Annotated in this window: 19 protein-coding genes; 10 read left to right on the top strand and 9 right to left on the bottom strand. The window is 71.8% G+C overall.

The features are described 5' to 3' along the window. The first annotated feature begins 97 nt into the window (after positions 1 to 97). Positions 98 to 862 carry a sugar isomerase domain-containing protein gene (locus IH54_RS0125575; protein WP_031520996.1) on the top strand — a complete coding sequence of 255 codons (765 nt, stop codon included), beginning with the start codon at positions 98 to 100 and terminating at the stop codon, positions 860 to 862. Between the two features lie 120 nt (positions 863 to 982). Next, the gene (pgi, locus tag IH54_RS0125570; protein WP_031520994.1) at positions 983 to 2650 is read left to right on the top strand and encodes a glucose-6-phosphate isomerase; all 1668 of its coding nucleotides are present in this window, start codon (positions 983 to 985) and stop codon (positions 2648 to 2650) included. Positions 2651 to 2813: 163 nt separating this feature from the next. Here pgi and pgl read toward each other — a convergent pair whose 3' ends face one another. The 5 genes from pgl to tkt are packed head-to-tail and all read right to left on the bottom strand — an operon-like array spanning position 2814 to position 9412. Continuing rightward, a complete protein-coding gene (gene pgl / locus IH54_RS0125565) occupies positions 2814 to 3527 on the bottom strand; it encodes a 6-phosphogluconolactonase (RefSeq protein WP_234343844.1) in 714 nt (237 codons plus the stop codon). Positions 3528 to 3565: 38 nt separating this feature from the next. Beyond that, on the bottom strand, positions 3566 to 4621 hold the full coding sequence (gene opcA / locus IH54_RS0125560) for a glucose-6-phosphate dehydrogenase assembly protein OpcA (RefSeq protein WP_031520990.1): 1056 nt from the start codon (positions 4619 to 4621) through the stop codon (positions 3566 to 3568). Continuing rightward, positions 4618 to 6168 (bottom strand): glucose-6-phosphate dehydrogenase, encoded by a 1551-nt coding sequence (zwf, locus tag IH54_RS0125555; RefSeq protein WP_052397857.1) that lies wholly within the window; start codon positions 6166 to 6168, stop codon positions 4618 to 4620. Before zwf ends, opcA begins: the two co-directional genes overlap by 4 nt. Before the next feature lies 1 nt (position 6169). Then, positions 6170 to 7288 (bottom strand): transaldolase, encoded by a 1119-nt coding sequence (gene tal / locus IH54_RS0125550; protein WP_031520985.1) that lies wholly within the window; start codon positions 7286 to 7288, stop codon positions 6170 to 6172. A 36-nt stretch (positions 7289 to 7324) separates the two neighbouring features. Then, positions 7325 to 9412 (bottom strand): transketolase, encoded by a 2088-nt coding sequence (gene tkt / locus IH54_RS0125545; RefSeq protein WP_031520983.1) that lies wholly within the window; start codon positions 9410 to 9412, stop codon positions 7325 to 7327. A 396-nt stretch (positions 9413 to 9808) separates the two neighbouring features. On the opposite strand from tkt, the gene IH54_RS0125540 reads away from it, so the two are divergent. After that, the gene (locus tag IH54_RS0125540; RefSeq protein WP_031520980.1) at positions 9809 to 10753 is read left to right on the top strand and encodes a heme o synthase; all 945 of its coding nucleotides are present in this window, start codon (positions 9809 to 9811) and stop codon (positions 10751 to 10753) included. A 53-nt stretch (positions 10754 to 10806) separates the two neighbouring features. Continuing rightward, positions 10807 to 11115: a hypothetical protein gene (locus IH54_RS0125535; RefSeq protein WP_324607818.1), complete on the top strand. Its 309-nt coding sequence runs from the start codon at positions 10807 to 10809 to the stop codon at positions 11113 to 11115. A gap of 5 nt (positions 11116 to 11120) precedes the next feature. Here IH54_RS0125535 and IH54_RS47960 read toward each other — a convergent pair whose 3' ends face one another. The 4 genes from IH54_RS47960 to IH54_RS0125515 form a co-directional block, all read right to left on the bottom strand. Then, a complete protein-coding gene (locus IH54_RS47960; RefSeq protein ID WP_031520975.1) occupies positions 11121 to 12083 on the bottom strand; it encodes a hypothetical protein in 963 nt (320 codons plus the stop codon). A gap of 438 nt (positions 12084 to 12521) precedes the next feature. Beyond that, positions 12522 to 13523, bottom strand: coding sequence for a COX15/CtaA family protein (locus tag IH54_RS0125525; RefSeq protein WP_031520973.1), 1002 nt, complete (start codon positions 13521 to 13523; stop codon positions 12522 to 12524). A gap of 65 nt (positions 13524 to 13588) precedes the next feature. Beyond that, entirely contained in the window at positions 13589 to 14398 is an 810-nt protein-coding gene (locus IH54_RS0125520; RefSeq protein WP_031520971.1) for an ABC transporter permease, read from the bottom strand. Beyond that, positions 14395 to 15330, bottom strand: coding sequence for an ABC transporter ATP-binding protein (locus IH54_RS0125515; RefSeq protein WP_031520969.1), 936 nt, complete (start codon positions 15328 to 15330; stop codon positions 14395 to 14397). The genes IH54_RS0125520 and IH54_RS0125515 overlap by 4 nt, the downstream gene beginning before the upstream one ends. A gap of 133 nt (positions 15331 to 15463) precedes the next feature. Here IH54_RS0125515 and IH54_RS0125510 point away from each other — a divergent pair, with 133 nt between their 5' ends. The 6 genes from IH54_RS0125510 to IH54_RS0125485 all read left to right on the top strand — a co-directional run bounded on the left by IH54_RS0125510 (position 15464) and on the right by IH54_RS0125485 (position 21293). Continuing rightward, entirely contained in the window at positions 15464 to 16240 is a 777-nt protein-coding gene (locus IH54_RS0125510; protein ID WP_031520966.1) for a helix-turn-helix transcriptional regulator, read from the top strand. Then, positions 16237 to 17658 carry a Fe-S cluster assembly protein SufB gene (gene sufB, locus IH54_RS0125505; RefSeq protein WP_031520964.1) on the top strand — a complete coding sequence of 474 codons (1422 nt, stop codon included), beginning with the start codon at positions 16237 to 16239 and terminating at the stop codon, positions 17656 to 17658. Before IH54_RS0125510 ends, sufB begins: the two co-directional genes overlap by 4 nt. Before the next feature lie 93 nt (positions 17659 to 17751). Continuing rightward, positions 17752 to 18921 carry a Fe-S cluster assembly protein SufD gene (gene sufD / locus IH54_RS0125500; RefSeq protein WP_031520962.1) on the top strand — a complete coding sequence of 390 codons (1170 nt, stop codon included), beginning with the start codon at positions 17752 to 17754 and terminating at the stop codon, positions 18919 to 18921. After that, the gene (locus IH54_RS0125495; RefSeq protein ID WP_031520960.1) at positions 18918 to 19247 is read left to right on the top strand and encodes a non-heme iron oxygenase ferredoxin subunit; all 330 of its coding nucleotides are present in this window, start codon (positions 18918 to 18920) and stop codon (positions 19245 to 19247) included. Before sufD ends, IH54_RS0125495 begins: the two co-directional genes overlap by 4 nt. A 7-nt stretch (positions 19248 to 19254) precedes the next feature. Then, the gene (gene sufC, locus IH54_RS0125490) at positions 19255 to 20019 is read left to right on the top strand and encodes a Fe-S cluster assembly ATPase SufC (protein ID WP_031520958.1); all 765 of its coding nucleotides are present in this window, start codon (positions 19255 to 19257) and stop codon (positions 20017 to 20019) included. A gap of 26 nt (positions 20020 to 20045) precedes the next feature. Next, positions 20046 to 21293, top strand: a complete 1248-nt coding sequence (locus IH54_RS0125485) for a cysteine desulfurase (protein ID WP_031520955.1) — start codon at positions 20046 to 20048, stop codon at positions 21291 to 21293. Positions 21294 to 21301: the final 8 nt, after the last annotated feature.

Here is a 21301-nt window from a genome sequence, read left to right as displayed (position 1 = left end):
GCGCGAACCGCGAACAACGCGCCGCCGTACGCCGTACGGAGAACCGCCGCACGTACCCGCAGTTCATCGCACGTACCGCACGCAAAGGGGTCCGGCCATGGCCGAAGCACAGATCAGCGCCGCCACGTTCGCCGACGCCGGCCGGGACGCGGTCGAGCGCGCCATCGAGGCCAACAAGGACTCGGTCGCCGCCGCCGGGCGGCTGTTCGCCGACTGCGTCGCCGCCGACGGAGTGATCCACGGCTTCGGCACCGGCCACTCGCAGGCCACCGTGCTGGAGATCGTCGGCCGAGCGGGCGGCCTCATCCCCACCAACCGCATCGGCCTGTCCGACCTCGTGCTGCGCGGCGGCGACGACCGCTCGGTGCTCGCCGACCCGCTGCTGGAGCGCTCCCCGGGCCTGGCCAAGCGGCTGTACGAGCTGGCGACCCCGCGCCCGCAGGACCTGTTCGTGATCGTCTCCAACTCGGGCGTCAACAACTCCGTCGTCGACATGGCCCTGCACGTCAAGGAGGCCGGCCACCGGCTGGTCGCGCTCACCTCGCTCACCCACACCCGGGCCGTGCCCGCCCTGCACCCCTCGGGCCGCCGGCTCGCGGACGTCGCCGACGCCGTCCTGGACAACTGCGCCCCGGCCGGTGACGCGCTGCTGCCGCTGCCCGACGGCGGCGCACTGTGCGGGGTGTCCACCATCACCTCGGCGCTGCTGGTCCAGATGGTCGTCGCGGAGGCGGTGGGCCTGCTCACGGCGGAGGGGGCGACCGCGCCGGTCTACATCTCGGCGAACCTGCCCGGCGGCTTCGAGCGCAACGCGGTCCTGGAGGAGCACTACGCCGGGCGCATCCACCGCGGCGGGTTCTGACCCATTCCCCGGGCCCTTCTGAGCCAGGGTCACCGCAGGCCGCACCGGGTGCCGGGCCCGCGTTCCGCCGCGTCATCAACTAGCGTTGATCCCGCAGCGAGGACGAGGAGAAGTGGACTGATGTCCGAAACCAACGCGCAGGACGGCAAGAGCCGCATCCGTCTCGACCAGCGACCGGAGTGGCACGCGCTCGCCAAGCACCGCGACGAGACGGCGGGCACCCACCTGCGGGACCTGTTCGAGGCCGACCCCGGCCGGGCCCAGCGCTACACCCTCCAGGTCGGAGACCTCCATCTGGACTACTCCAAGCACCTGGTGACCGACGAGACGCTGGCGCTGCTGCGCGAACTGGCGGCGGCGACCGGCGTGTCGGAGCTGCGGGACGCGATGTTCCGCGGCGCGAAGATCAACACCACCGAGGACCGCGCGGTGCTGCACACCGCGCTGCGCGCCCCGCAGTCCGCGACGATCGAGGTCGACGGCTACAACGTCGTCCCCGGCGTGCACGCGGTGCTCACCAAGATGGGTGTCTTCGCCGACCGCATCCGCTCCGGCGAGTGGACCGGCCACACCGGCAAGCGGATCCGCAACGTCGTCAACATCGGCATCGGCGGCTCCGACCTCGGCCCGGCGATGGCCTACGAGGTGCTGCGCGCGTACACCGACCGCGACATGACCGTGCGGTTCGTGTCCAACGTCGACGGCGCCGACCTGCACGAGGCGGTACGCGACCTGGACGCGGCCGAGACGCTGTTCGTGATCGCGTCCAAGACCTTCACCACCATCGAGACCATCACCAACGCCACCTCCGCCCGCACCTGGCTGCTCGGGCAGCTCGGCGCCGGGGACGACGCGGTGGCCAAGCACTTCGTCGCGCTGTCGACGAACGCGGAGAAGGTCACCGAGTTCGGCATCAACCCGGACAACATGTTCGAGTTCTGGGACTGGGTCGGCGGCCGCTACTCGTACGACTCGGCCATCGGGCTCTCCCTCATGGTCGCGATCGGCCCGGACGCCTTCCGCGAGATGCTGGCCGGCTTCCACCTGGTCGACGAGCACTTCAGGACCGCCCCGCCGGAGCGCAACGCGCCGCTGCTGCTCGGCCTGCTCGGCGTCTGGTACGGCGGCTTCCACGACGCGCAGTCGCACGCGGTGCTGCCCTACAGCCACTACCTGGCGAAGTTCACGGCCTACCTCCAGCAGCTGGACATGGAGTCCAACGGCAAGTCCGTCGACCGCGACGGCAAGCCCGTGGACTGGCAGACCGGCCCCGTCGTGTGGGGCACGCCCGGCACCAACGGCCAGCACGCGTACTACCAGCTGCTGCACCAGGGCACGAAGCTCATCCCCGCGGACTTCATCGGCTTCGCCCGCCCCGTCGCGGAACTGGGCCCGCTCGCCGGCCAGCACGACCTGCTCATGGCCAACTTCTTCGCCCAGACCCAGGCGCTGGCCTTCGGCAAGACCCCCGAGGAGGTCCGCGCGGAGGGCGTCCCCGAGGAGCTGGTCCCGCACAAGACCTTCCGCGGCAACCACCCGACGACGACCGTCCTCGCCACCGAGCTGACGCCGTCCGTGCTGGGGCAGCTCGTCGCGCTGTACGAGCACAAGGTCTTCGTGCAGGGGGCGATCTGGAACATCGACTCGTTCGACCAGTGGGGCGTCGAACTCGGCAAGGTCCTCGCCAAGCGGATCGAGCCCGCTCTGACGGAAGGGGCGGACGTGCCGGGCCTGGACGCCAGTACGTCCCACCTGGTGGCCAGGTACCGCGAGCTGCGCGGCCGCTAGCCCCTGCGGGGGCCTGGGCCCCGAAGGGGCGCGGGGAACTGCGCGACCAGCCACGACGTGCCGTCACGTCGCCACCGTCCGAAAGGGGCTGTTCGGTCCGATCCGGACCACCGGCCGGTGGATGGCTGAGCGCGCAGTTCCCCGCGCCCCTGTGGGGCCCTGCTCAGACGGAGAGCTTCGCCGCCGCTGCGGCGTCCAGCAGCCACAGCGTGCGGGTCAGGCCGCGGGCGGCCGAGGCGGGGGCCTGGAGCCCGCCCGGCTCGGACAACGCCAGGGCGACGGCCCCGGCCTTGTCCTCGCCCGCGGCGAGCAGCCAGACCTCGTGGGCCGCGCGGATCGCCGGCAGCGTCAGGGAGACACGCAGCGGCGGCGGCTTCGGGGAGCCGTGGACGCCGACCACCGTGCGGACGTCCTCGCGGACCGCGGGGTGCTCGGGGAAGAGGGACGCCACATGGGTGTCCGGCCCGACGCCGAGCATCAGCACGTCGAAGGCCGGCACCCGCGCGTGGTCCTCCGGGCCGGCCGCGGCGGCCAGTTCGGCCGCGTAGGCCGCGGCCGCCGCGTCGACGTCGGAGCCGTACGGGCCGTCCGAGGGCGCCATCGGGTGGACCCTGGCGGGGTCCAGCGGGACGGCGTCCAGCAGCACCGCGGCCTGTGTGACGTTGCGCTCCGGGTCGCCGTCCGGCAGGAAGCGCTCGTCGCCCCACCACACGTCGAGCCGCGCCCAGTCGACCGCGTCGCGCGCGGGGGACTCGGCGAGGGCCGCGAGCAGCGCGTTGCCGTTGCGCCCGCCGGTGAGCACCACCGAAGCGGTGCCGCGGGCGGCCTGCGCGTCCACGACGCGGGTGATGAGCCGGGCCGCGGCGGCCCTGGCCATCAGCTCCTTGTCGCGGTGGACGACGACCTCGGGAGTGCTCACTTCGAATTCGCCGCCTTGCTGCCGGAGCCGGAAGCCGGAGCCGCCTTCTTCGCCGCCGACGGGGTCGCCCCGGAGGCGCCCTTGGCGGCCGTCCCGGCCTCCTTGCCGCCCTTGGCGGAGGCCCCGGCACCGACGAGGTGCTTGACGCCGAAGTCCACCGTCGCGCGGTATATGTCGTCCGGGTCGAGCCGGCGCAGCTCCTCGGCGATCAGCTCCGAGGTCTCCCGCCGCTTGAGCGCCACGTGCCGGTCCGGCTGACCCGGCACCGACAGCTCGGCGAGCCGCCCGTCGGCGCGGTCCAGGCAGATGTCGCCGGCCTCGGTGAACAGGTGCACCCCGGTGATGCCGGGCCCGTCCGAGACCTTGCGCTCGACCTCGACGCCCAGCCGGTCGGCGAGCCACAGCGCGAGCAGCTCGGTGCTCGCGTTGTACGCCTCGCCCTCGACGGCCGCCGAGACGATCCGGGCGTGCTTCTGGTCCAGCGCCGCCGCCAGCATGGAGCGCCACGGCGTGAGCCGCGTCCAGGCCAGGTCGGTGTCACCGGGGGTGTAGCCCTCGGCGCGCAGCGTCAGCGAGCCGACCGGGTCCTCCGCGGAGGCCGCGTCGGTGATCCGGCGCTGGGCGAGCCGCCCCAGCGGGTCCTTGCCGGGGTGCTCCGGCGCCTGGTCCGGCCACCAGCACACCACGGGGGCGTCCGGCAGCAGCAGCGGCAGCACGACGGACTCGGCGTGGTTGGCCAGCTCGCCGTGCATACGCAGCACGACGGTCTCGCCGGTGCCGGCCTCGTCGCCCACGACCACCTCGGCGTCGAGCCGGGCGCCCGCCCGCTCCCGGGGGGAGCGGCCGGGACGCTTGATGACGGCGAGGATGCGCGAGGGGTGCTCGCGCGACGCCTCGTGCGCCGCCCGCAGCGCGTCGTAGGCGCTGCCCTCGTCGGTGACGATGACCAGCGTCAGCACCATGCCCACCGCGGGGGTGCCGCTGGCGTGCCGGGCGTCGATCAGCCCGGCGTTGATGCGTGCGGACGTGGTGTCCGTGAGATCGATCTTCATGGCCGGCGCCAGCTCCTGCCGTCTCGTGCGAGCATCTCGTCCGCCTCGGCCGGGCCCCAGGTGCCCGCCGCGTACTGCGCGGGCTTGCCGTGCTTGTCCCAGTACGCCTCGACCGGGTCGAGGATGTTCCAGGACAGCTCCACCTCCTGGTGGCGCGGGAAGAGGTTGGCGTCGCCGAGCAGCACGTCCAGGATGAGCCGCTCGTACGCCTCGGGGCTGGACTCGGTGAAGGACTCGCCGTACGCGAAGTCCATCGTCACGTCCCGCACCTCGGTGGAGGTGCCCGGCACCTTGGAGCCGAACCGCACCGTGACGCCCTCGTCCGGCTGCACGCGGATGACCAGGGCGTTCTGCCCCAGCTCCTCCGTCGCGCCGGTCTCGAACGGCAGGTACGGAGCGCGCTTGAAGATCACCGCGATCTCGGTGACCCGGCGGCCCAGCCGCTTGCCGGTGCGCAGGTAGAACGGCACCCCGGCCCAGCGGCGGTTGTTGATGGTCAGCTTGATCGCGGCGAAGGTGTCGGTCTTGGACTTGGGGTCGATCCCGTCCTCCTCCAGGTAGCCGAGCACCTCCTCGCCGCCCTGCCAGGCGTGCGCGTACTGCCCGCGCACGGTGTGCTTGGCGAGGTCGTCGGGCAGCTCGACCGCGCCCAGCACCTTGAGCTTCTCCGCCGTGAGCGCCTTGGGGTGGAAGGAGCCGGGCTCCTCCATCGCGGTGAGCGCCAGCAGCTGGAGCAGGTGGTTCTGGATCACGTCGCGGGCCGCGCCGATGCCGTCGTAGTACCCGGCACGGCCGCCGATGCCGATGTCCTCGGCCATCGTGATCTGGACGTGGTCGACGTAGGACCGGTTCCAGATCGGCTCGTACATGGTGTTGGCGAAGCGCAGCGCCAGGATGTTCTGGACCGTCTCCTTGCCCAGGTAGTGGTCGATCCGGAAGACCTCGTTGGGCGGGAAGACGTCGTGCACGATCCGGTTGAGCTCCTGGGCGCTCGCCAGGTCGTGCCCGAACGGCTTCTCGATGACGGCGCGCCGCCACGAGTCGCCGGTGCCCTCCGACAGGCCGTGCTTCTTGAGCTGCTGCACCACGTTCGGGAAGAACTTCGGCGGCACGGAGAGGTAGAAGGCGAAGTTGCCGCCCGTACCGCGCGCCTTGTCCAGCTCCTCGATCGTGGACTTCAGCGTCTCGAAGGCCGTGTCGTCGTCGAAGTCGCCCTGCACGAACCGGCAGCCCTCGGCCAGCTGCTGCCAGACCTCCTCGCGGAAGGGCGTGCGCGCGTGCTCCTTGACGGCGTCGTGCACCTCCTGCGCGAAGTCCTCGTTCTCCCACTGCCGGCGGGCGAAGCCGACGAGCGCGAAGCCCGGCGGCAGCAGCCCGCGGTTCGCGAGGTCGTACACGGCCGGCATCAGCTTCTTGCGCGACAGGTCACCCGTCACGCCGAAGATGACCAGGCCGGACGGACCGGCGATGCGGGGCAGCCGCCGGTCCAGCGGGTCGCGCAGCGGGTTGTCACCGCGCGAGCCCGCCTCATCGGTAGCAGTGCTCACCTCAGGCCTCCGAAGGAGCGAGCCGTTCGAGTTCCGCCTTGGTGGAGTCCAGCAGGTCGTTCCAGGCCGTCTCGAACTTCTCGACGCCCTCGTCCTCCAGCAGCTGGACAACATCGTCGTACGAGATGCCGAGCGCCGCGATCGCAGCCAGTTCGGCGCGCGACTGCTCGTACGTGCCCGCGATCGTGTTCCCGGTGACCTCGCCCTGCTCGGCGGTCGCCTCCAGGGTGGCCTCCGGCATGGTGTTGACCGTGTTGGGCGCGACCAGCTCGGTGACGTAGAGCGTCGCCGGGTAGTTCGGGTCCTTCACGCCGGTGGAGGCCCACAGCGGGCGCTGTCGGTTGGCGCCGGCCCGCTCCAGGGCGGCCCAGCGGTCGGAGCCGAAGACCTCCTCGTAGGCCTCGTAGGCCAGCCGGGCGTTGGCGACGGCGGCCTTGCCCTTGAGCGCCTTGGCCTCGTCCGTGCCGATCTTCTCCAGGCGCTTGTCGATCTCGGTGTCGACGCGCGAGACGAAGAAGGACGCCACCGAGTGGATCTTCGAGAGGTCCAGACCCGAGGCGTTCGCCTTCTCCAGACCGGTCAGGTACGCGTCCATGACCTCGCGGTAGCGCTCCAGCGAGAAGATCAGCGTGACGTTGACGCTGATGCCGCGCGCGGTGACGTCCGCGATGGCGGGCAGGCCCGCCTTGGTCGCCGGGATCTTGATGAGCGTGTTCGGCCGGTCCACCAGCCACGCGAGCTGCTTGGCCTCGGCGATCGTCGCCCGGGTGTTGTGCGCCAGCCGCGGGTCCACCTCGATCGAGACCCGGCCGTCGCGGCCGTTCGTCGCGTCGAAGACCGGGCGGAAGATGTCCGCCGCGTCCCGCACGTCGGCGGTGGTGATCATGCGCACCGCCTCGTCCGGGGTCAGGCCGCGCGCCGCCAGGTCGGAGACCTGCGGGTCGTAGAGCGCGTCACCGACGATGGCCTTCTGGAAGATGGCCGGGTTGGTGGTGGCGCCGACCACGTGGCTCTGGTCGATGAGCTCGCCCAGGTTGCCGGTCGTGATACGCCTGCGGGACATGTCGTCCAGCCAGATCGCGACGCCTTCGTCGGAGAGGCGCTTGAGTGCGTCTGTCATGGGAATTGCATCTCCTGGTGTGTCGTGTTACCTGCGTCAGCGATCTGCGGCGGCGAGAGATTCCCGGGCCGCTGCGGCCACCGCCTCCGCGGTGAACCCGAACTCGCGGAAGAGCACGCCCGCGCTCGCCGAAGCACCGAAGTGCTCCAGGCTCACGATGCGTCCCGCGTCGCCCACGTAGCGGTACCAGGTCAGCGCGATGCCGGCCTCGACCGCGACCCGGGCCTTGACCGAGGGCGGCAGCACGCCGTCCCGGTACGCCTGGTCCTGCTCCTCGAACCACTCCACGCACGGCATCGACACCACACGGGTCGGGATGCCGGCCGCCTGGAGCTCCTCGCGCGCGCCCACCGCGAGCTGGACCTCGGAACCGGTGCCGATCAGGATCACCTGCGCCGGGCCGCCCTCGGCCTCGAAGAGCACGTAGCCGCCGCGCGCCGCGTCCTCGTTGCGGTCGTACGTCGGCAGGCCCTGCCGGCTGAGCGCCAGGCCGTGCGGCGCGCCCTTGCCGAACTCCTTCGTCCAGCGCTTCTGGATCTCCCGCCACGCCACGACCGTCTCGTTGGCGTCCGCCGGGCGCACCACGTTCAGGCCCGGGATGGCGCGCAGCGAGGCCAGGTGCTCCACCGGCTGGTGGGTCGGGCCGTCCTCGCCGAGGCCGATCGAGTCGTGCGTCCACACGTACGTCACCGGCAGGTGCATGAGCGCCGACAGCCGGACCGCGTTGCGCATGTAGTCGGAGAAGACCAGGAACGTGCCGCCGTAGACACGGGTGTTGCCGTGCAGCGTGATGCCGTTCATCTCGGCGGCCATCGAGTGCTCGCGGATGCCGAAGTGGACCGTGCGGCCGTACGGCTGCGCCTCCGGCAGCGGGTTGCCGGCCGGCAGGAACGACGAGGTCTTGTCGATCGTGGTGTTGTTCGAGCCCGCGAGGTCGGCCGAGCCGCCCCACAGTTCGGGCACGATCGCGCCGAGCGCCTCCAGCACCTTGCCGGACGCGGCACGGGTGGCGACGGACTTGCCGGTCTCGAACACCGGCAGGTGCTCCTCCCAGCCCGCGGGCAGCTCGGCCGCCGCGACCCGGTCGAAGGTCGCCGCGTGCTCGGGGTTGGCGGTGCGCCAGGCGGCGAAGGACTTCTCCCACGCGGCCTTGGCGTCGCGTCCGCGGTCACCGACCGCACGGGTGTGGGCGATCACGGCGTCCTCGACCGCGAAGTGCTGGTCGGGGTCGAAGCCGAGCACCTCCTTGGTCGCGCGCACCTCGTCCTCGCCGAGCGCCGAGCCGTGCGCGGCCTCGGTGTTCTGCGCGTGCGGCGCGGGCCACGCGATGATCGAGCGCATCGCGATGAAGGACGGGCGCTCGGTCTCGGCCTTGGCGGCCAGCAGCGCGGTGTACAGCGCGTGCGGGTCGAGGTCGCCGTTCGGCAGCGGGGCGACGCGCTGGACGTGCCAGCCGTACGCCTCGTAGCGCTTGAGGGTGTCCTCGGAGACCGCGGTCTCGGTGTCGCCCTCGATCGAGATGTGGTTGTCGTCCCACAGCAGCACCAGGTTGCCCAGCTTCTGGTGCCCGGCCAGCGACGACGCCTCGGCCGAGATGCCCTCCTGGAGGCAGCCGTCACCGGCGATGGCCCAGACGGTGTGGTCGAAGGGCGAGGTGCCGGGGGCGGCGTCCGGGTCGAACAGACCGCGCTCGTAGCGCGCGGCCATCGCCATGCCCACCGCGTTGGCGACACCCTGGCCGAGCGGCCCGGTGGTGGTCTCCACACCGGTGGTGTGGCCGTACTCCGGGTGGCCGGGGGTCCGCGAGCCCCAGGTCCGGAAGGCCTCCAGGTCGGCCAGCTCCAGGCCGTAACCGGCGAGATAGAGCTGGGTGTAGAGCGTCAGGCTGCTGTGGCCCGCGGACAGCACGAAGCGGTCGCGGCCGGTCCAGTCGGCGTCCGCGGGGTCGTGCCGCATCACCTTCTGGAAGAGCAGGTACGCGGCCGGGGCAAGGCTCATCGCGGTGCCGGGGTGGCCGTTGCCGACCTTCTGCACGGCGTCGGCTGCCAGGACTCGGGCGGTGTCTACGGCCCGCTGGTCCAGATCGGTCCAGTCAAGGTCTGCGGTGGTCGGCTGCTTGCTCACCCTGGGTCAGGGCTCCTCTCAACAATGTCGAACGCGCCGGTGACGTGGTGCCTACCCGACGCGGCTGAGCCTACCGCCGAGCGCGCTCACCTATTCGATCCTGCCCCCGTACGTCCGAGTTCGCCTCCCGAATCCCGGTGACGGCTCATATGCCCCGGTTGAACGGCGTAGAGACCACGTACGAACGCCGGACGACACGGGACGAATGCCGGATAACGGTCCTCGGTCCGGTACGAAGGGCCGGGCCCGGCAACACGACCGACCCCGGAAGCAGCCGGGGTATTCCCTACGTCTAGAGTGGCGTGGTACGCGCAGGCCGCACCGTGGCCGGCCCGCTGGTGTGCAGGCGGGGCCAGGTGTCCGCCGGTCTGCTGGACTCATCTCCTTGGGGTGTTCGTGACGGCCGTCGAAACCCGACCCGCGGGGGTCATCGCGACAGGCCCCGTGCATCGGCCGCTGGCGGCCCGTGTCATGGGGTTCGTGGCACTGACGAAACCGCGGATCATCGAGCTGTTGCTCATCACGACGGTTCCGGTCATGTTCCTGGCCGCGGGCGGCGTGCCCGACCTGTGGCTGGTCGTCGTCACCATGATCGGCGGCTACCTCTCCGCGGGCGGCGCCAACGCACTCAACATGTACATCGACCGCGACATCGACGCGATGATGCACCGCACGGAGCAGCGTCCGCTGGTCACCGGGCTGGTCTCGCCGCGCGAGGGGCTGGTCTTCGGCATCACCCTCTCCGTGGTCTCCACGGTGTGGTTCGCGGTCCTCGTCAACCCGCTGTCCGCGGGCCTGTCGCTCACCGCGATCCTCTACTACGTCTTCGTCTACACCCTCGGCCTCAAACGCCGCACCGCCCAGAACATCGTGTGGGGCGGGGTCGCCGGCTGCCTCCAGGTCTTCATCGGCTGGTCCGCCGTCCGCAACGAGCTCGGCTGGGCGCCCTTCGTCCTCTTCCTCGTCCTCTTCTTCTGGACGCCGCCGCATTACTGGCCGCTGTCCATGAAGGTCAAGGACGACTACGAGCGGGTCGGCGTCCCGATGCTCCCGGTGGTCGCGGGCAACCAGGTCGTGGCCCGGCAGATCGTCCTCTACAGCTGGGTCATGGTCCTGACCTCGCTCGCCCTGTGGTGGCCGCTCGGTGAGACGTCCTGGTTCTACCCCGTGGTCGCGGCCGCCCTCGGCGCCTTCTGGCTCAAGGAGGCGCATGCGCTGCACTCCCGGGCGAAGGCCGGTGTGACGGGCCCGAAGCTCAAGGAAATGCGGCTCTTCCACTGGTCGATCACCTACGCCACGCTGCTCTTCGTCGCCGTGGCGGTGGACCCCTTCCTCCACTGACCTCTTCCGCTGTGCGGGGGCCGAGGTAGCTACCCGCGAGTAGCATGAGCCCCATGGCTGAGAGCAAGGGGACCGGGCGGCTCGCCCGGCAGGCAGCGCGCTTCGCGCGGGAGCACGGCGGTGCCGAGGCCACCGTCGAATACATCGGCGCCCGAGGCGCGCGCATCGTGCTGGTCGGGCAGGACGGCGTCTGGGGCGACCTCGTCGCGCCCGGCTACGACGCCGCCCGCGACGCGGTGAACGCCGCAGGGCTCACCCTCGCGGAGGACTTCGGGGGCGAACTCGCGGGCCGCGTGCGGACCGGGCCCTACGAGTGGCGAAGGATGGCCGGAATTCAGATCGGCGGCGGGTCCCACACCTGACGCTGTCACTTGCCGAACGGACCATGACGGGGTCCTGACGGGCAGGCGGGCGGCGAGGGGGGCGGCGGGTGGCCGGGCACCTGGTGGACGCGTACGGCCACGGGGTGCACCCCGCGGACCTCGGCCTCGGCGCCTTCGAGGCATGGCTGCCGGGTGCCGCCGCGCCGCACACCACGCTCTTCGACAGCCCCGCCGGCTTCGCGGTACGCCGCTGGTGCCCGCCGCTGCTGGGCCTGGAACCGCACTGCGCCCCGGCACGCTACCTGGCCAGGCGCCGCGAGCTGGGCGCGTACGAGTCGGTACGGCGGCTGCTGCGCGGCACCGGCGTCGGTACGTACCTGGTCGACACGGGGGAGCCCGGTGAGCTGGTGCCGCCCGAGGAACTGGGGGCGGCGGGCGGCGCGGCCGCGTACGAGATCGTGCGGCTGGAGCAGCTGGCCCAGCAGGTTGCCGACACCTCCGGGACGGCAGGGGGCTTTCTGGCCAATCTCGCGGAGTCCGTGCACGGCGCTGCGCTGGGCGCGGTGGGGTTCGCGTGCGCGGCGGAGGAGCTGGGCGGCGGGCCGGGCGCCGGTGCCGCCCACGGCCCGCCGCAGCCCGCGCAACTGCGGTACGCCGCCGCGCGCTGGCTCGGCTCCCGCCGGGTGGGCTCGCGGCCGGCCGACCCCGTACTGCTGCGCCACCTCGCGTGGCAGGCGGTCGCGGAGGGCCTGCCGCTCGTGCTGCGGCACCGCCAGGAGGGGCCGGGGCCGGGTGCGGCTGCCGCCTTCCTGCGGGCCATCCGTGGGGAGGGCGTTGACGTGGTGCTGCTGCCCGGGCCCGCGCACGAGGGCGCGGCGGCGCGCCTCGCGGGGGAGCTGGCCCACGTCCACGTGGGGGTGGGCGGGGATCCCGGGCCCGTGCTCCTGCTGGCGCCCTTCGGCAAGGTGCTCTATGTCGGCGGCGCGGTGGGGCTGGCCGAGCTTCACGTCGCGGCGGCGCGGGGGTTCCAGGCGGCCCTGGAGGCGTTCGCCGCTGCTCGGGTCGGGGCGGGGGAGTGGTCCGCGTCCGACGCGGGGCGCGTTGCCGCGCTGGTGGGGTCCGGGAACGCCCGCCGCGTCTTCGGCTCTCGCGGTAGGGGCTGGGCGCGCAGTTCCCCGCGCCCCTTGCGCTCTGGGGTGCCTCTCGCGCTGGTCGCGCGGCCTTCTCGCCGTGGGGGCTGGGCGCGCAGTTCCCCGCGCCCCTTGCGCTCCGGGGTGCCTCTCGCGCTGGTCGCGCGATCTTCTCGCCGTGGGGGCTGGGCGCGCAGTTCCCCGCGCCCCTTACGCGACGGGCTGCACCTTGCGCGTGGCGTCGCGATCTTCTCGCCGTGGGTGGTTGCTCGCGCGGTTCCCCGCGCCCCTGATGCGTCCCCTCTGCGTCAGTCGTCAGCCCAGAACGCTCTCGCGCGGCTCCGCGGCAGCGGTGGCGGGAGAAGCCCCGGGTTCGAACTCGGGGCGTTCGCGCATCGCGAGGAGGACGCGGAGGACGGCGATCCAGATGAGGCTCGCGCCGAACATGTGGAGGTCGACGAGGGCTGCCGGGAGGTGGGTGAAGTACTGGACGTAGCCGATGACGCCCTGGGCCATGAGGACGGCGAAGAGTTCGGCGACGCGGCGCTGGGGGCCGCGAGGGGCGTCGACGGCGCGGAGGACGAACCAGAGGGCGACGGTCAGGCCGACGACGACCCACGCGAAGTCGGCGTGCAGCTGCGCGATGGTCCTCCAGTCGACCTCGATGCGCTGCAGCTTGTACTTGCCGCTGGAGTCGCCGGGGTGCGGGCCCGCCCCCGTCACCAGCGTGCCCACCACGATCAGCACCGCGGACGCGCCCGCGAGCACCAGGCCCAGCTGGCGCACCGGCTTGCCGACCAGGGGGCGCGGTGAGGCGTCGCCCTCCGCGACGCGCTGCCAGGTGAGCACCGCGACGGTGATGAGGGCCACCGTGAGCAGGAAGTGCAGCGAGACGACGTACGGGTTGAGCTTGGTCAGGACGGTCAGGCCGCCCCACACCGCGTTGCCGGCCACGACCCAGAACTGCGCCCACGCCAGCCGGTAGAGGCCGGTGCGGCGCGGCTCCGCCGCGCGGACGGCGATGATCGCCCAGCCGACCGCGGCGCACAGCACGTACGTCAGCATGCGGTTGCTGATCTCGATGGCGTGGTGGATGCCCATCTCGCGCGTGCCGAGCAGGCTGTCGCCGTTGCAGGTGGGCCAGGTCGGGCAGCCCAGGCCGGAGGCCGTCAGCCGGACCGCGCCGCCGGTGATCACGATGACCACGGACATCACCAGGGCGGCCAGGGCCGCCCGGCGGACCGTCACGGGGTCCGGGGTCCACCTGGCGGCGATGAAGGCGAGCGGGTTTCGCGCGATTTCGGGCAGCTTCGGCACGGAGCCATCGTAGGCGCCTCCTTGTGCGTGTTTTCACGAGGGGCCCGCGCGGGGCCCGCACGCGGCTACTCCCAGCGGAAGAAGCGGCTCGCCGCGGCGAGCCCGACCGCAGCCCACACCGCGAGGATGCCGAGGTCGGCCCAGGGCATCGCGGCGCCGTCCCGCAGGACGTCGCGCAGGCCGTCGGACAGCGCGGAGACGGGCAGCAGCTGGAGCGCTGAGCGCACGGGGCCGGAGAACTTGTCCATCGGCACGACGACCCCGCCGCCGATGAGCAGCAGCAGGAAGACCAGGTTGGCGGCGGCGAGCGTCGCCTCCGCGCGCAGCGTGCCCGCCATCAGCAGCCCGAGCCCCGAGAAAGCGGCGGTGCCGAGCAGCAGCAGGACGAGCACGGCGAGCGGGTTGCCGTGCGGGGACCAGCCGAGCGCGAAGGCGATCGCGACCAGCAGGACGACCTGGAGCAGCTCGGTGACCAGCACCGAGCAGGTCTTGGCGGTCAGCAGCGCCCAGCGCGGCAGCGGCGAGGCGCCGAGGCGCTTGAGCACCCCGTAGCGGCGCTCGAAGCCGGTGGCGATGGCCTGGCCGGTGAAGGCGGTGGAGAGCACGGCGAGCGCGAGGATCCCGGGGGCGAGGAAGTCGACGGACTTGCCCGCGCCGGTGTCGACGATGTCGACGGAGCTGAAGACGAGCAGCAGCAGTGCCGGGATCACCACGGTGAGGAGCAGCTGCTCGCCGTTGCGCAGCAGCATCCTCGTCTCCAGCAGGGCTTGCGCGCGGATCATCGCGCCCGTGCCGGCGGGGCCGGGGCGCGGCGCGAACATGCCGGCGTGCGGGGCGTCCGGCGCGGTGTCCGTGGTGCTCGTGGTGGCGGTCATCCGCGCAGCTCCCTGCCGGTCAGTTCCAAGAAGACGTCCTCCAGGGTGCGCCGCTCCACCGCGAGTCCCTCCGGCAGGACGCCGTGCTGGGCGCACCACGAGGTGACGGTGGCCAGCAGCTGCGGGTCGACCCTGCCCTCGATGCGGTAGCTGCCGGGGCCCAGCTCGGCGGCGGCGCTGTCGGCGGGCAGCGCCTTGAGCAGCGAGGCGAGGTCCAGACCGGGGCGGCCGGTGAAGCGCAGGGTGCCCTCGGCGCCGCCGCGGCACAGCTCTTCCGGGGTGCCGCGGGCTATCGCGCGGCCGGCGTCGATGATGACGACCTGGTCGGCGAGCTGCTCGGCCTCGTCCATGAAATGGGTGGTCAGCACGATGCTCACGCCGTCGGCGCGCAGCTCGCGCACCAGCTCCCAGGTGGCCCGCCGGGCCTGCGGGTCCAGGCCCGCGGTGGGCTCGTCGAGGAAGACCAGCTCGGGGCGGCCGACGACGGCCATGGCCAGCGCGAGCCGCTGCTGCTGCCCGCCGGACAGCCGCCGGTAGGCGGTGCGGCCGCACGATTCCAGGCCGAGCCGCTCGATGAGCAGCGCCGGGTCCACCGGATGGGCGTGCAGCGCGGCGGTGTGCCGCAGCATCTCCTCGGCGCGGGCGCCGGGGTAGACGCCGCCGGACTGGAGCATCACGCCGATCCGGGGCCGCAGCGCCGCCCCCTCGGTGACGGGGTCCAGTCCGAGGACGCGTACCCTGCCGGAGTCCGGGCGGCGGTAGCCTTCGCACACCTCGACGGTGGTGGTCTTGCCCGCCCCGTTGGGGCCGAGTACGGCGGTCACGCTGCCGCGCGGCACCGTGAGGTCGAGACCGTCGACCGCGGCCTGGGCCCCGTACCGCTTGACCAGACCGGCCACCTCGACAGCAGGGACCCCGGACGCGTTTCGCATGGGACGAGTCTAGGGAGGCGGGGCGGCGGATCCGGCCGCGGGGCGTCATTAGGTGACCCTAAGTGATGCAGCACACCGCGCCCGGCGCCGGCGCGGCTTGCCGGGGCCTGACGAATTACGCAACAATGTCTTTGTGAAATACGTCGGTGGTGCCGCTCAAGGGGCGGCGGAGGAGCAGACGACCGGGGAGCGGCGCACCCGCAACCGGGTCGCCCGGTCCATCCTGGACCACGGACCCTCCACCGCCGCCGACCTCGCGGAGCGGCTGGGTCTCACCCAGGCCGCCGTCCGCCGCCACCTCGACGCGCTCGTCGCGGAGAACGTGGTGGAGCCCCGCGAGCAGCGGGTCTACGGCCAGCGCGGCCGCGGCCGCCCGGCCAGGGTCTTCGCGCTGACCGACTGCGGCCGGGACGCCTTCGACCAGGCCTACGACGCCCTCGCGGCCGACGCGCTGCGCTGGATCGCCGAGACCGCCGGCGGCGGAGCCGAGGGGCAGGCCGCCGTGTCGGCCTTCGCCCGGGCCCGCGTCGCCGCGCAGGCCGAGCGCTACCGCGCCGCCGTCGAGGCCGCGGCCCCCGAGGACCGCACCCGGGCCCTGGCCCGTGCGCTGTCCGCGGACGGCTACGCGGCGACCACGGCCGCGACCAGCAGCGACTCCGGCCCCGCCGGGGAGCAGCTGTGCCAGCACCACTGCCCGGTCGCCCATACGGCCGAGCAGTTCCCCGAGCTGTGCGAGGCGGAGGCCGAGGTCTTCTCCCGGCTGCTCGGGACCCATGTTCAGCGGCTGGCCACCATCGCCCACGGCGACGGCGTGTGCACGACCTTCGTGCCCAAGGCCCCGCAGGTGCCCCGCAGCACCACCCCCACCGATCAGGCAACAGCCCGCACGTCCGGGAGGAACCCCGCATGACTGCTCCCACGGAGACCACTCACCCGGAGCTGGAAGGCATCGGCAACTACGAGTACGGCTGGGCCGACTCCGACATCGCGGGCGCGTCCGCGCGCCGCGGCCTGTCCGAGGACGTGGTCCGGGACATCTCCGCGAAGAAGGGCGAGCCGGAGTGGATGCTGAAGCTGCGGCTCAAGGGCCTGCGGCTGTTCGGCAAGAAGCCCATGCCGACCTGGGGCTCGGACCTGTCGGGGATCGACTTCGACAACATCAAGTACTTCGTGCGGTCCACCGAGAAGCAGGCCGAGTCCTGGGAGGACCTGCCGGAGGACATCAAGAACACCTACGACCGGCTCGGCATCCCGGAGGCGGAGAAGCAGCGCCTGGTGGCCGGTGTCGCCGCGCAGTACGAGTCCGAGGTGGTCTACCACCAGATCCGCGAGGACCTGGAGAGCCAGGGCGTCATCTTCCAGGACACCGACACCGCGCTGCGCGAGCACCCGGAGCTCTTCCAGGAGTACTTCGGCACGGTCATCCCGGCCGGTGACAACAAGTTCGCGTCGCTGAACACCGCGGTGTGGTCCGGCGGGTCGTTCATCTACGTCCCCAAGGGCGTGCACGTCGACATCCCGCTGCAGGCCTACTTCCGTATCAACACCGAGAACATGGGCCAGTTCGAGCGGACGCTGATCATCGTCGACGAGGACGCGTACGTCCACTACGTCGAGGGCTGCACCGCGCCGATCTACAAGTCCGACTCGCTGCACTCGGCCGTCGTCGAGATCATCGTCAAGAAGGGCGGCCGCTGCCGCTACACGACGATCCAGAACTGGTCGAACAACGTCTACAACCTGGTGACCAAGCGCGCCGTCGCCTACGAGGGCGCCACCATGGAGTGGGTCGACGGCAACATCGGCTCCAAGGTCACCATGAAGTACCCGGCCGTCTACCTGATGGGCGAGCACGCCAAGGGCGAGACGCTGTCCATCGCGTTCGCCGGCGAGGGGCAGCACCAGGACGCCGGCGCCAAGATGGTGCACATGGCGCCCAACACGTCGTCCAACATCGTCTCCAAGTCGGTGGCGCGCGGCGGCGGCCGCACCTCCTACCGCGGCCTCATCGAGATCGGCGAGGGCTCGGCCGGATCGAAGTCCAACGTGCTGTGCGACGCGCTGCTGATCGACACCGTCTCGCGCTCGGACACGTACCCCTACGTCGACGTCCGCGAGGACGACGTGTCGATGGGCCACGAGGCGACGGTCTCCAAGGTCTCCGACGACCAGCTCTTCTACCTCATGAGCCGCGGTCTGACCGAGTTCGAGGCCATGGCGATGATCGTGCGCGGCTTCGTCGAGCCGATCGCCAAGGAGCTGCCCATGGAGTACGCCCTGGAGCTGAACCGGCTGATCGAGCTGCAGATGGAGGGCGCCGTCGGCTAGCTGCCGGCGCGCCTCCCGTATCCCGCTCGCGACGTCCCCGAGCCTTCCCGAGCTTTCCCGAGTTCCTCCCGAAAGAGAGCTGTACGACTAGCCATGGCTGACATCACCCCTGCGGGCAGCACCACGGACGGTGCCATCACGGTGGGACAGCCCGCCGACGCCCGGGTCAGCGCGGCCCCGTCCTACGACGTGGCCGACTTCCCGGTACCGCACGGACGCGAGGAGGAGTGGCGCTTCACTCCGCTGGAACGGCTGCGCGGGCTGCACGACGGCACCGCCGAGGCCACCGGCGCCCTGCGCGTCGAGGTGACGGCGCCGGAAGGCGTCACCGTGCAGACCGTGGACCGCACCGACCCGCGGGTCGGGCGCGCCGGCAAGCCCGTCGACCGGGTCGCCGCGCAGGCGTTCAGCTCCTTCGAGAAGGCCTCGGTCGTCAGCATCCCCAAGGACACGATCCTGACCGAGCCGGTCAGGATCGCCGTCCACGGGGAGGGCGGCACGGTCTTCGGCCACCAGGTCGTCGAGGTCGGCGCCTTCGCCGAGGCCGTCGTCGTCATCGACCACACCGGTGACACCACTTTCGCCGCCAACGTCGAGTACCTGATCGGCGACGGCGCCAAGCTCACCGTGGTGTCCGTGCAGGACTGGGACGACACCGCCGTGCACGCCGCACAGCACACCGCGCTCGTCGGCCGCGACGCCAGCTTCAAGTCGGTCGTCGTGACCTTCGGCGGCGACCTGGTCCGCCTCCACCCGCGGGTCGTCTACGGCGCCCCCGGCGGCGAGGCCGAGCTGTACGGGCTGTACTTCACCGACGAGGGCCAGCACCAGGAGCACCGGCTCTTCATCGACCACGACACCCCGCACTGCCGCTCCGACGTCGCCTACAAGGGCGCGCTGCAGGGGCGGGACGCCCACGCGGTGTGGATCGGCGACGTGCTCATCCGGGCAGCCGCCGAGGGCACCGACACCTACGAGCTCAACCGCAACCTGGTCCTCACCGACGGCGCCCGCGTCGACTCGGTGCCGAACCTGGAGATCGAGACCGGCGAGATCGTCGGCGCCGGTCACGCCTCCGCGACCGGCCGCTTCGACGACGAGCAGCTCTTCTACCTGCAGTCCCGCGGCATCCGCACCCCGGAGGCGCGCCGCCTGGTCGTGCGCGGCTTCTTCGGCGAGCTGGTCCAGCAGATCGGCCTGGCCGACCTGGAGGAGCGGCTGATGGCGAAGATCGACGCGGAGCTGGAGGCGTCCGTCGGATGACCACCACCGACGCGTACGTCGCCGTCTGCAAGCTCGCCGAGCTGGAGGAGGACACCCCCCGCCGGGTCGAGGTCGACGGCACCCCGGTGTCCGTCGTCTCCACCGGCGGCGACGTCTACGCCATCTACGACATCTGCTCGCACGCCAACGTCTCGCTCTCCGAGGGCGAGGTCGAGGACTGCCAGATCGAGTGCTGGCTGCACGGGTCCCGTTTCGACCTGCGCACCGGCCGCCCCTCCGGGCTGCCCGCAACGCGGCCCGTGCCCGTATACCCCGTCAAGATCGTTGGGGACGACGTGCTCGTCTCCGTCACCCAGGAGTCCTGAGTCACCCATGGCCACGCTTGAAATCCACGACCTGCACGTCACCGTCGAGGCCGACAACTCCACCAAGGAGATCCTCAAGGGCGTCGACCTGACCGTGAAGCAGGGCGAGACCCACGCGATCATGGGTCCCAACGGCTCCGGCAAGTCCACCCTCGCGTACTCGCTCGCGGGCCACCCGAAGTACACCGTCACCGGCGGCACCGTCACCCTCGACGGCGAGGACGTCCTCGCGATGAGCGTCGACGAGCGCGCCCGGGCCGGCCTCTTCCTGGCCATGCAGTACCCGGTCGAGGTCCCCGGCGTCTCCGTCTCCAACTTCCTGCGCACCTCCGCGACCGCCATCCGCGGCGAGGCCCCCAAGCTGCGTACCTGGGTCAAGGAGGTCAAGGAGACGATGGAGCGGCTCCAGATGGACCCCTCCTTCGCCGAGCGCAACGTCAACGAGGGCTTCTCCGGCGGTGAGAAGAAGCGCCACGAGATCCTCCAGCTGGAACTGCTCAAGCCGCACATCGCGATCCTCGACGAGACCGACTCCGGCCTGGACGTGGACGCGCTGCGCATCGTCTCCGAGGGCGTCAACCGGGTCCGCGAGTCCGGGCAGGTCGGCACGCTGCTGATCACCCACTACACGCGCATCCTGCGGTACATCAAGCCCGACTTCGTCCACGTCTTCGCCGCCGGCCGCATCGCCGAGTCGGGCGGCGCCGAACTGGCCGACAAGCTGGAGGAAGAGGGCTACGAGTCCTATGTGAAGGGTGGTGCTGCAGCGTGACACTCCCCCCGCCGACCCGGCGGCCCCTGCCCGGCCTCCTCGACACCGAGGCGATCCGCAAGGACTTCCCGGCCCTCGACCGGGTCGTCCACGACGGCAAGAAGCTCGTGTACCTGGACAACGCGGCGACCTCGCAGAAGCCGCGCCAGGTCCTCGACGTGCTGAACGCGTACTACGAGCGTTCCAACGCCAACGTCCACCGCGGTGTGCACGTGCTCGCCGAGGAGGCCACCGCGCTGTACGAGGGCGCGCGCGACAAGGTCGCCGCGTTCGTCAACGCGCCCAGCCGCGACGAGGTGATCTTCACCAAGAACGCCTCCGAGTCGCTCAACCTGGTCGCGAACATGCTCGGGTGGGCGGACGAGCCGTACCGGGTCGACCGGGACACCGAGATCGTCATCACCGAAATGGAGCACCACTCCAACATCGTCCCGTGGCAGCTGCTCTCGCAGCGCACCGGCGCGACGCTGAAGTGGTTCGGGCTCACCGACGACGGCCGGCTCGACCTGTCCGACATCGAGCAGGTCATCACCGAGAAGACGAAGATCGTCTCCTTCGTGCTGGTGTCCAACATCCTCGGCACCGTCAACCCGGTCGAGGCGATAGTGCGCCGCGCCCAGGACGTCGGCGCGCTCGTGCTCGTCGACGCCTCGCAGGCCGCCCCGCACATGGCGCTCGACGTGCAGGCGCTGGGCGCCGACTTCGTGGCCTTCACCGGGCACAAGATGGTCGGCCCGACCGGCATCGGCGTGCTGTGGGGCCGCCAGGAGCTGCTGGAGGACCTGCCGCCCTTCCTCGGCGGCGGCGAGATGATCGAGACCGTCTCGATGCACTCCTCCACCTACGCGCCCGCGCCGCACAAGTTCGAGGCCGGCACCCCGCCGATCGCCCAGGCCATCGGGCTCGGCGCGGCCGTGGACTACCTCACCGCGATCGGCATGGACAAGATCGCCGCGCACGAGCACGCGCTCACCGAGTACGCGCTGGAGCGGCTGCGCGACGTGCCGTCGCTGCGCATCATCGGCCCCGACACCGCGCAGGACCGGGGCTCGGCGATCTCCTTCACCCTCGGCGACATCCACCCGCACGACGTGGGCCAGGTGCTCGACGAGCAGGGCATCGCCGTCCGCGTCGGCCACCACTGCGCCCGCCCGGTCTGCCTGCGGTACGGAATTCCCGCGACCACGCGGGCGTCGTTCTATCTGTACTCCACCCCGGCCGAGGTCGACGCCCTGGTCGACGGGCTGGAGCAGGTCAGGAACTTCTTCGGGTGATGGTGGTG

This window comes from Streptomyces sp. NRRL F-5123 (genome assembly GCF_000721495.1).
GTDB lineage: Bacteria > Actinomycetota > Actinomycetes > Streptomycetales > Streptomycetaceae > Actinacidiphila.
The sequence above is the reverse complement of the archived record's forward strand: the minus strand, read 5'-3'. Positions and strand labels throughout refer to the sequence as shown.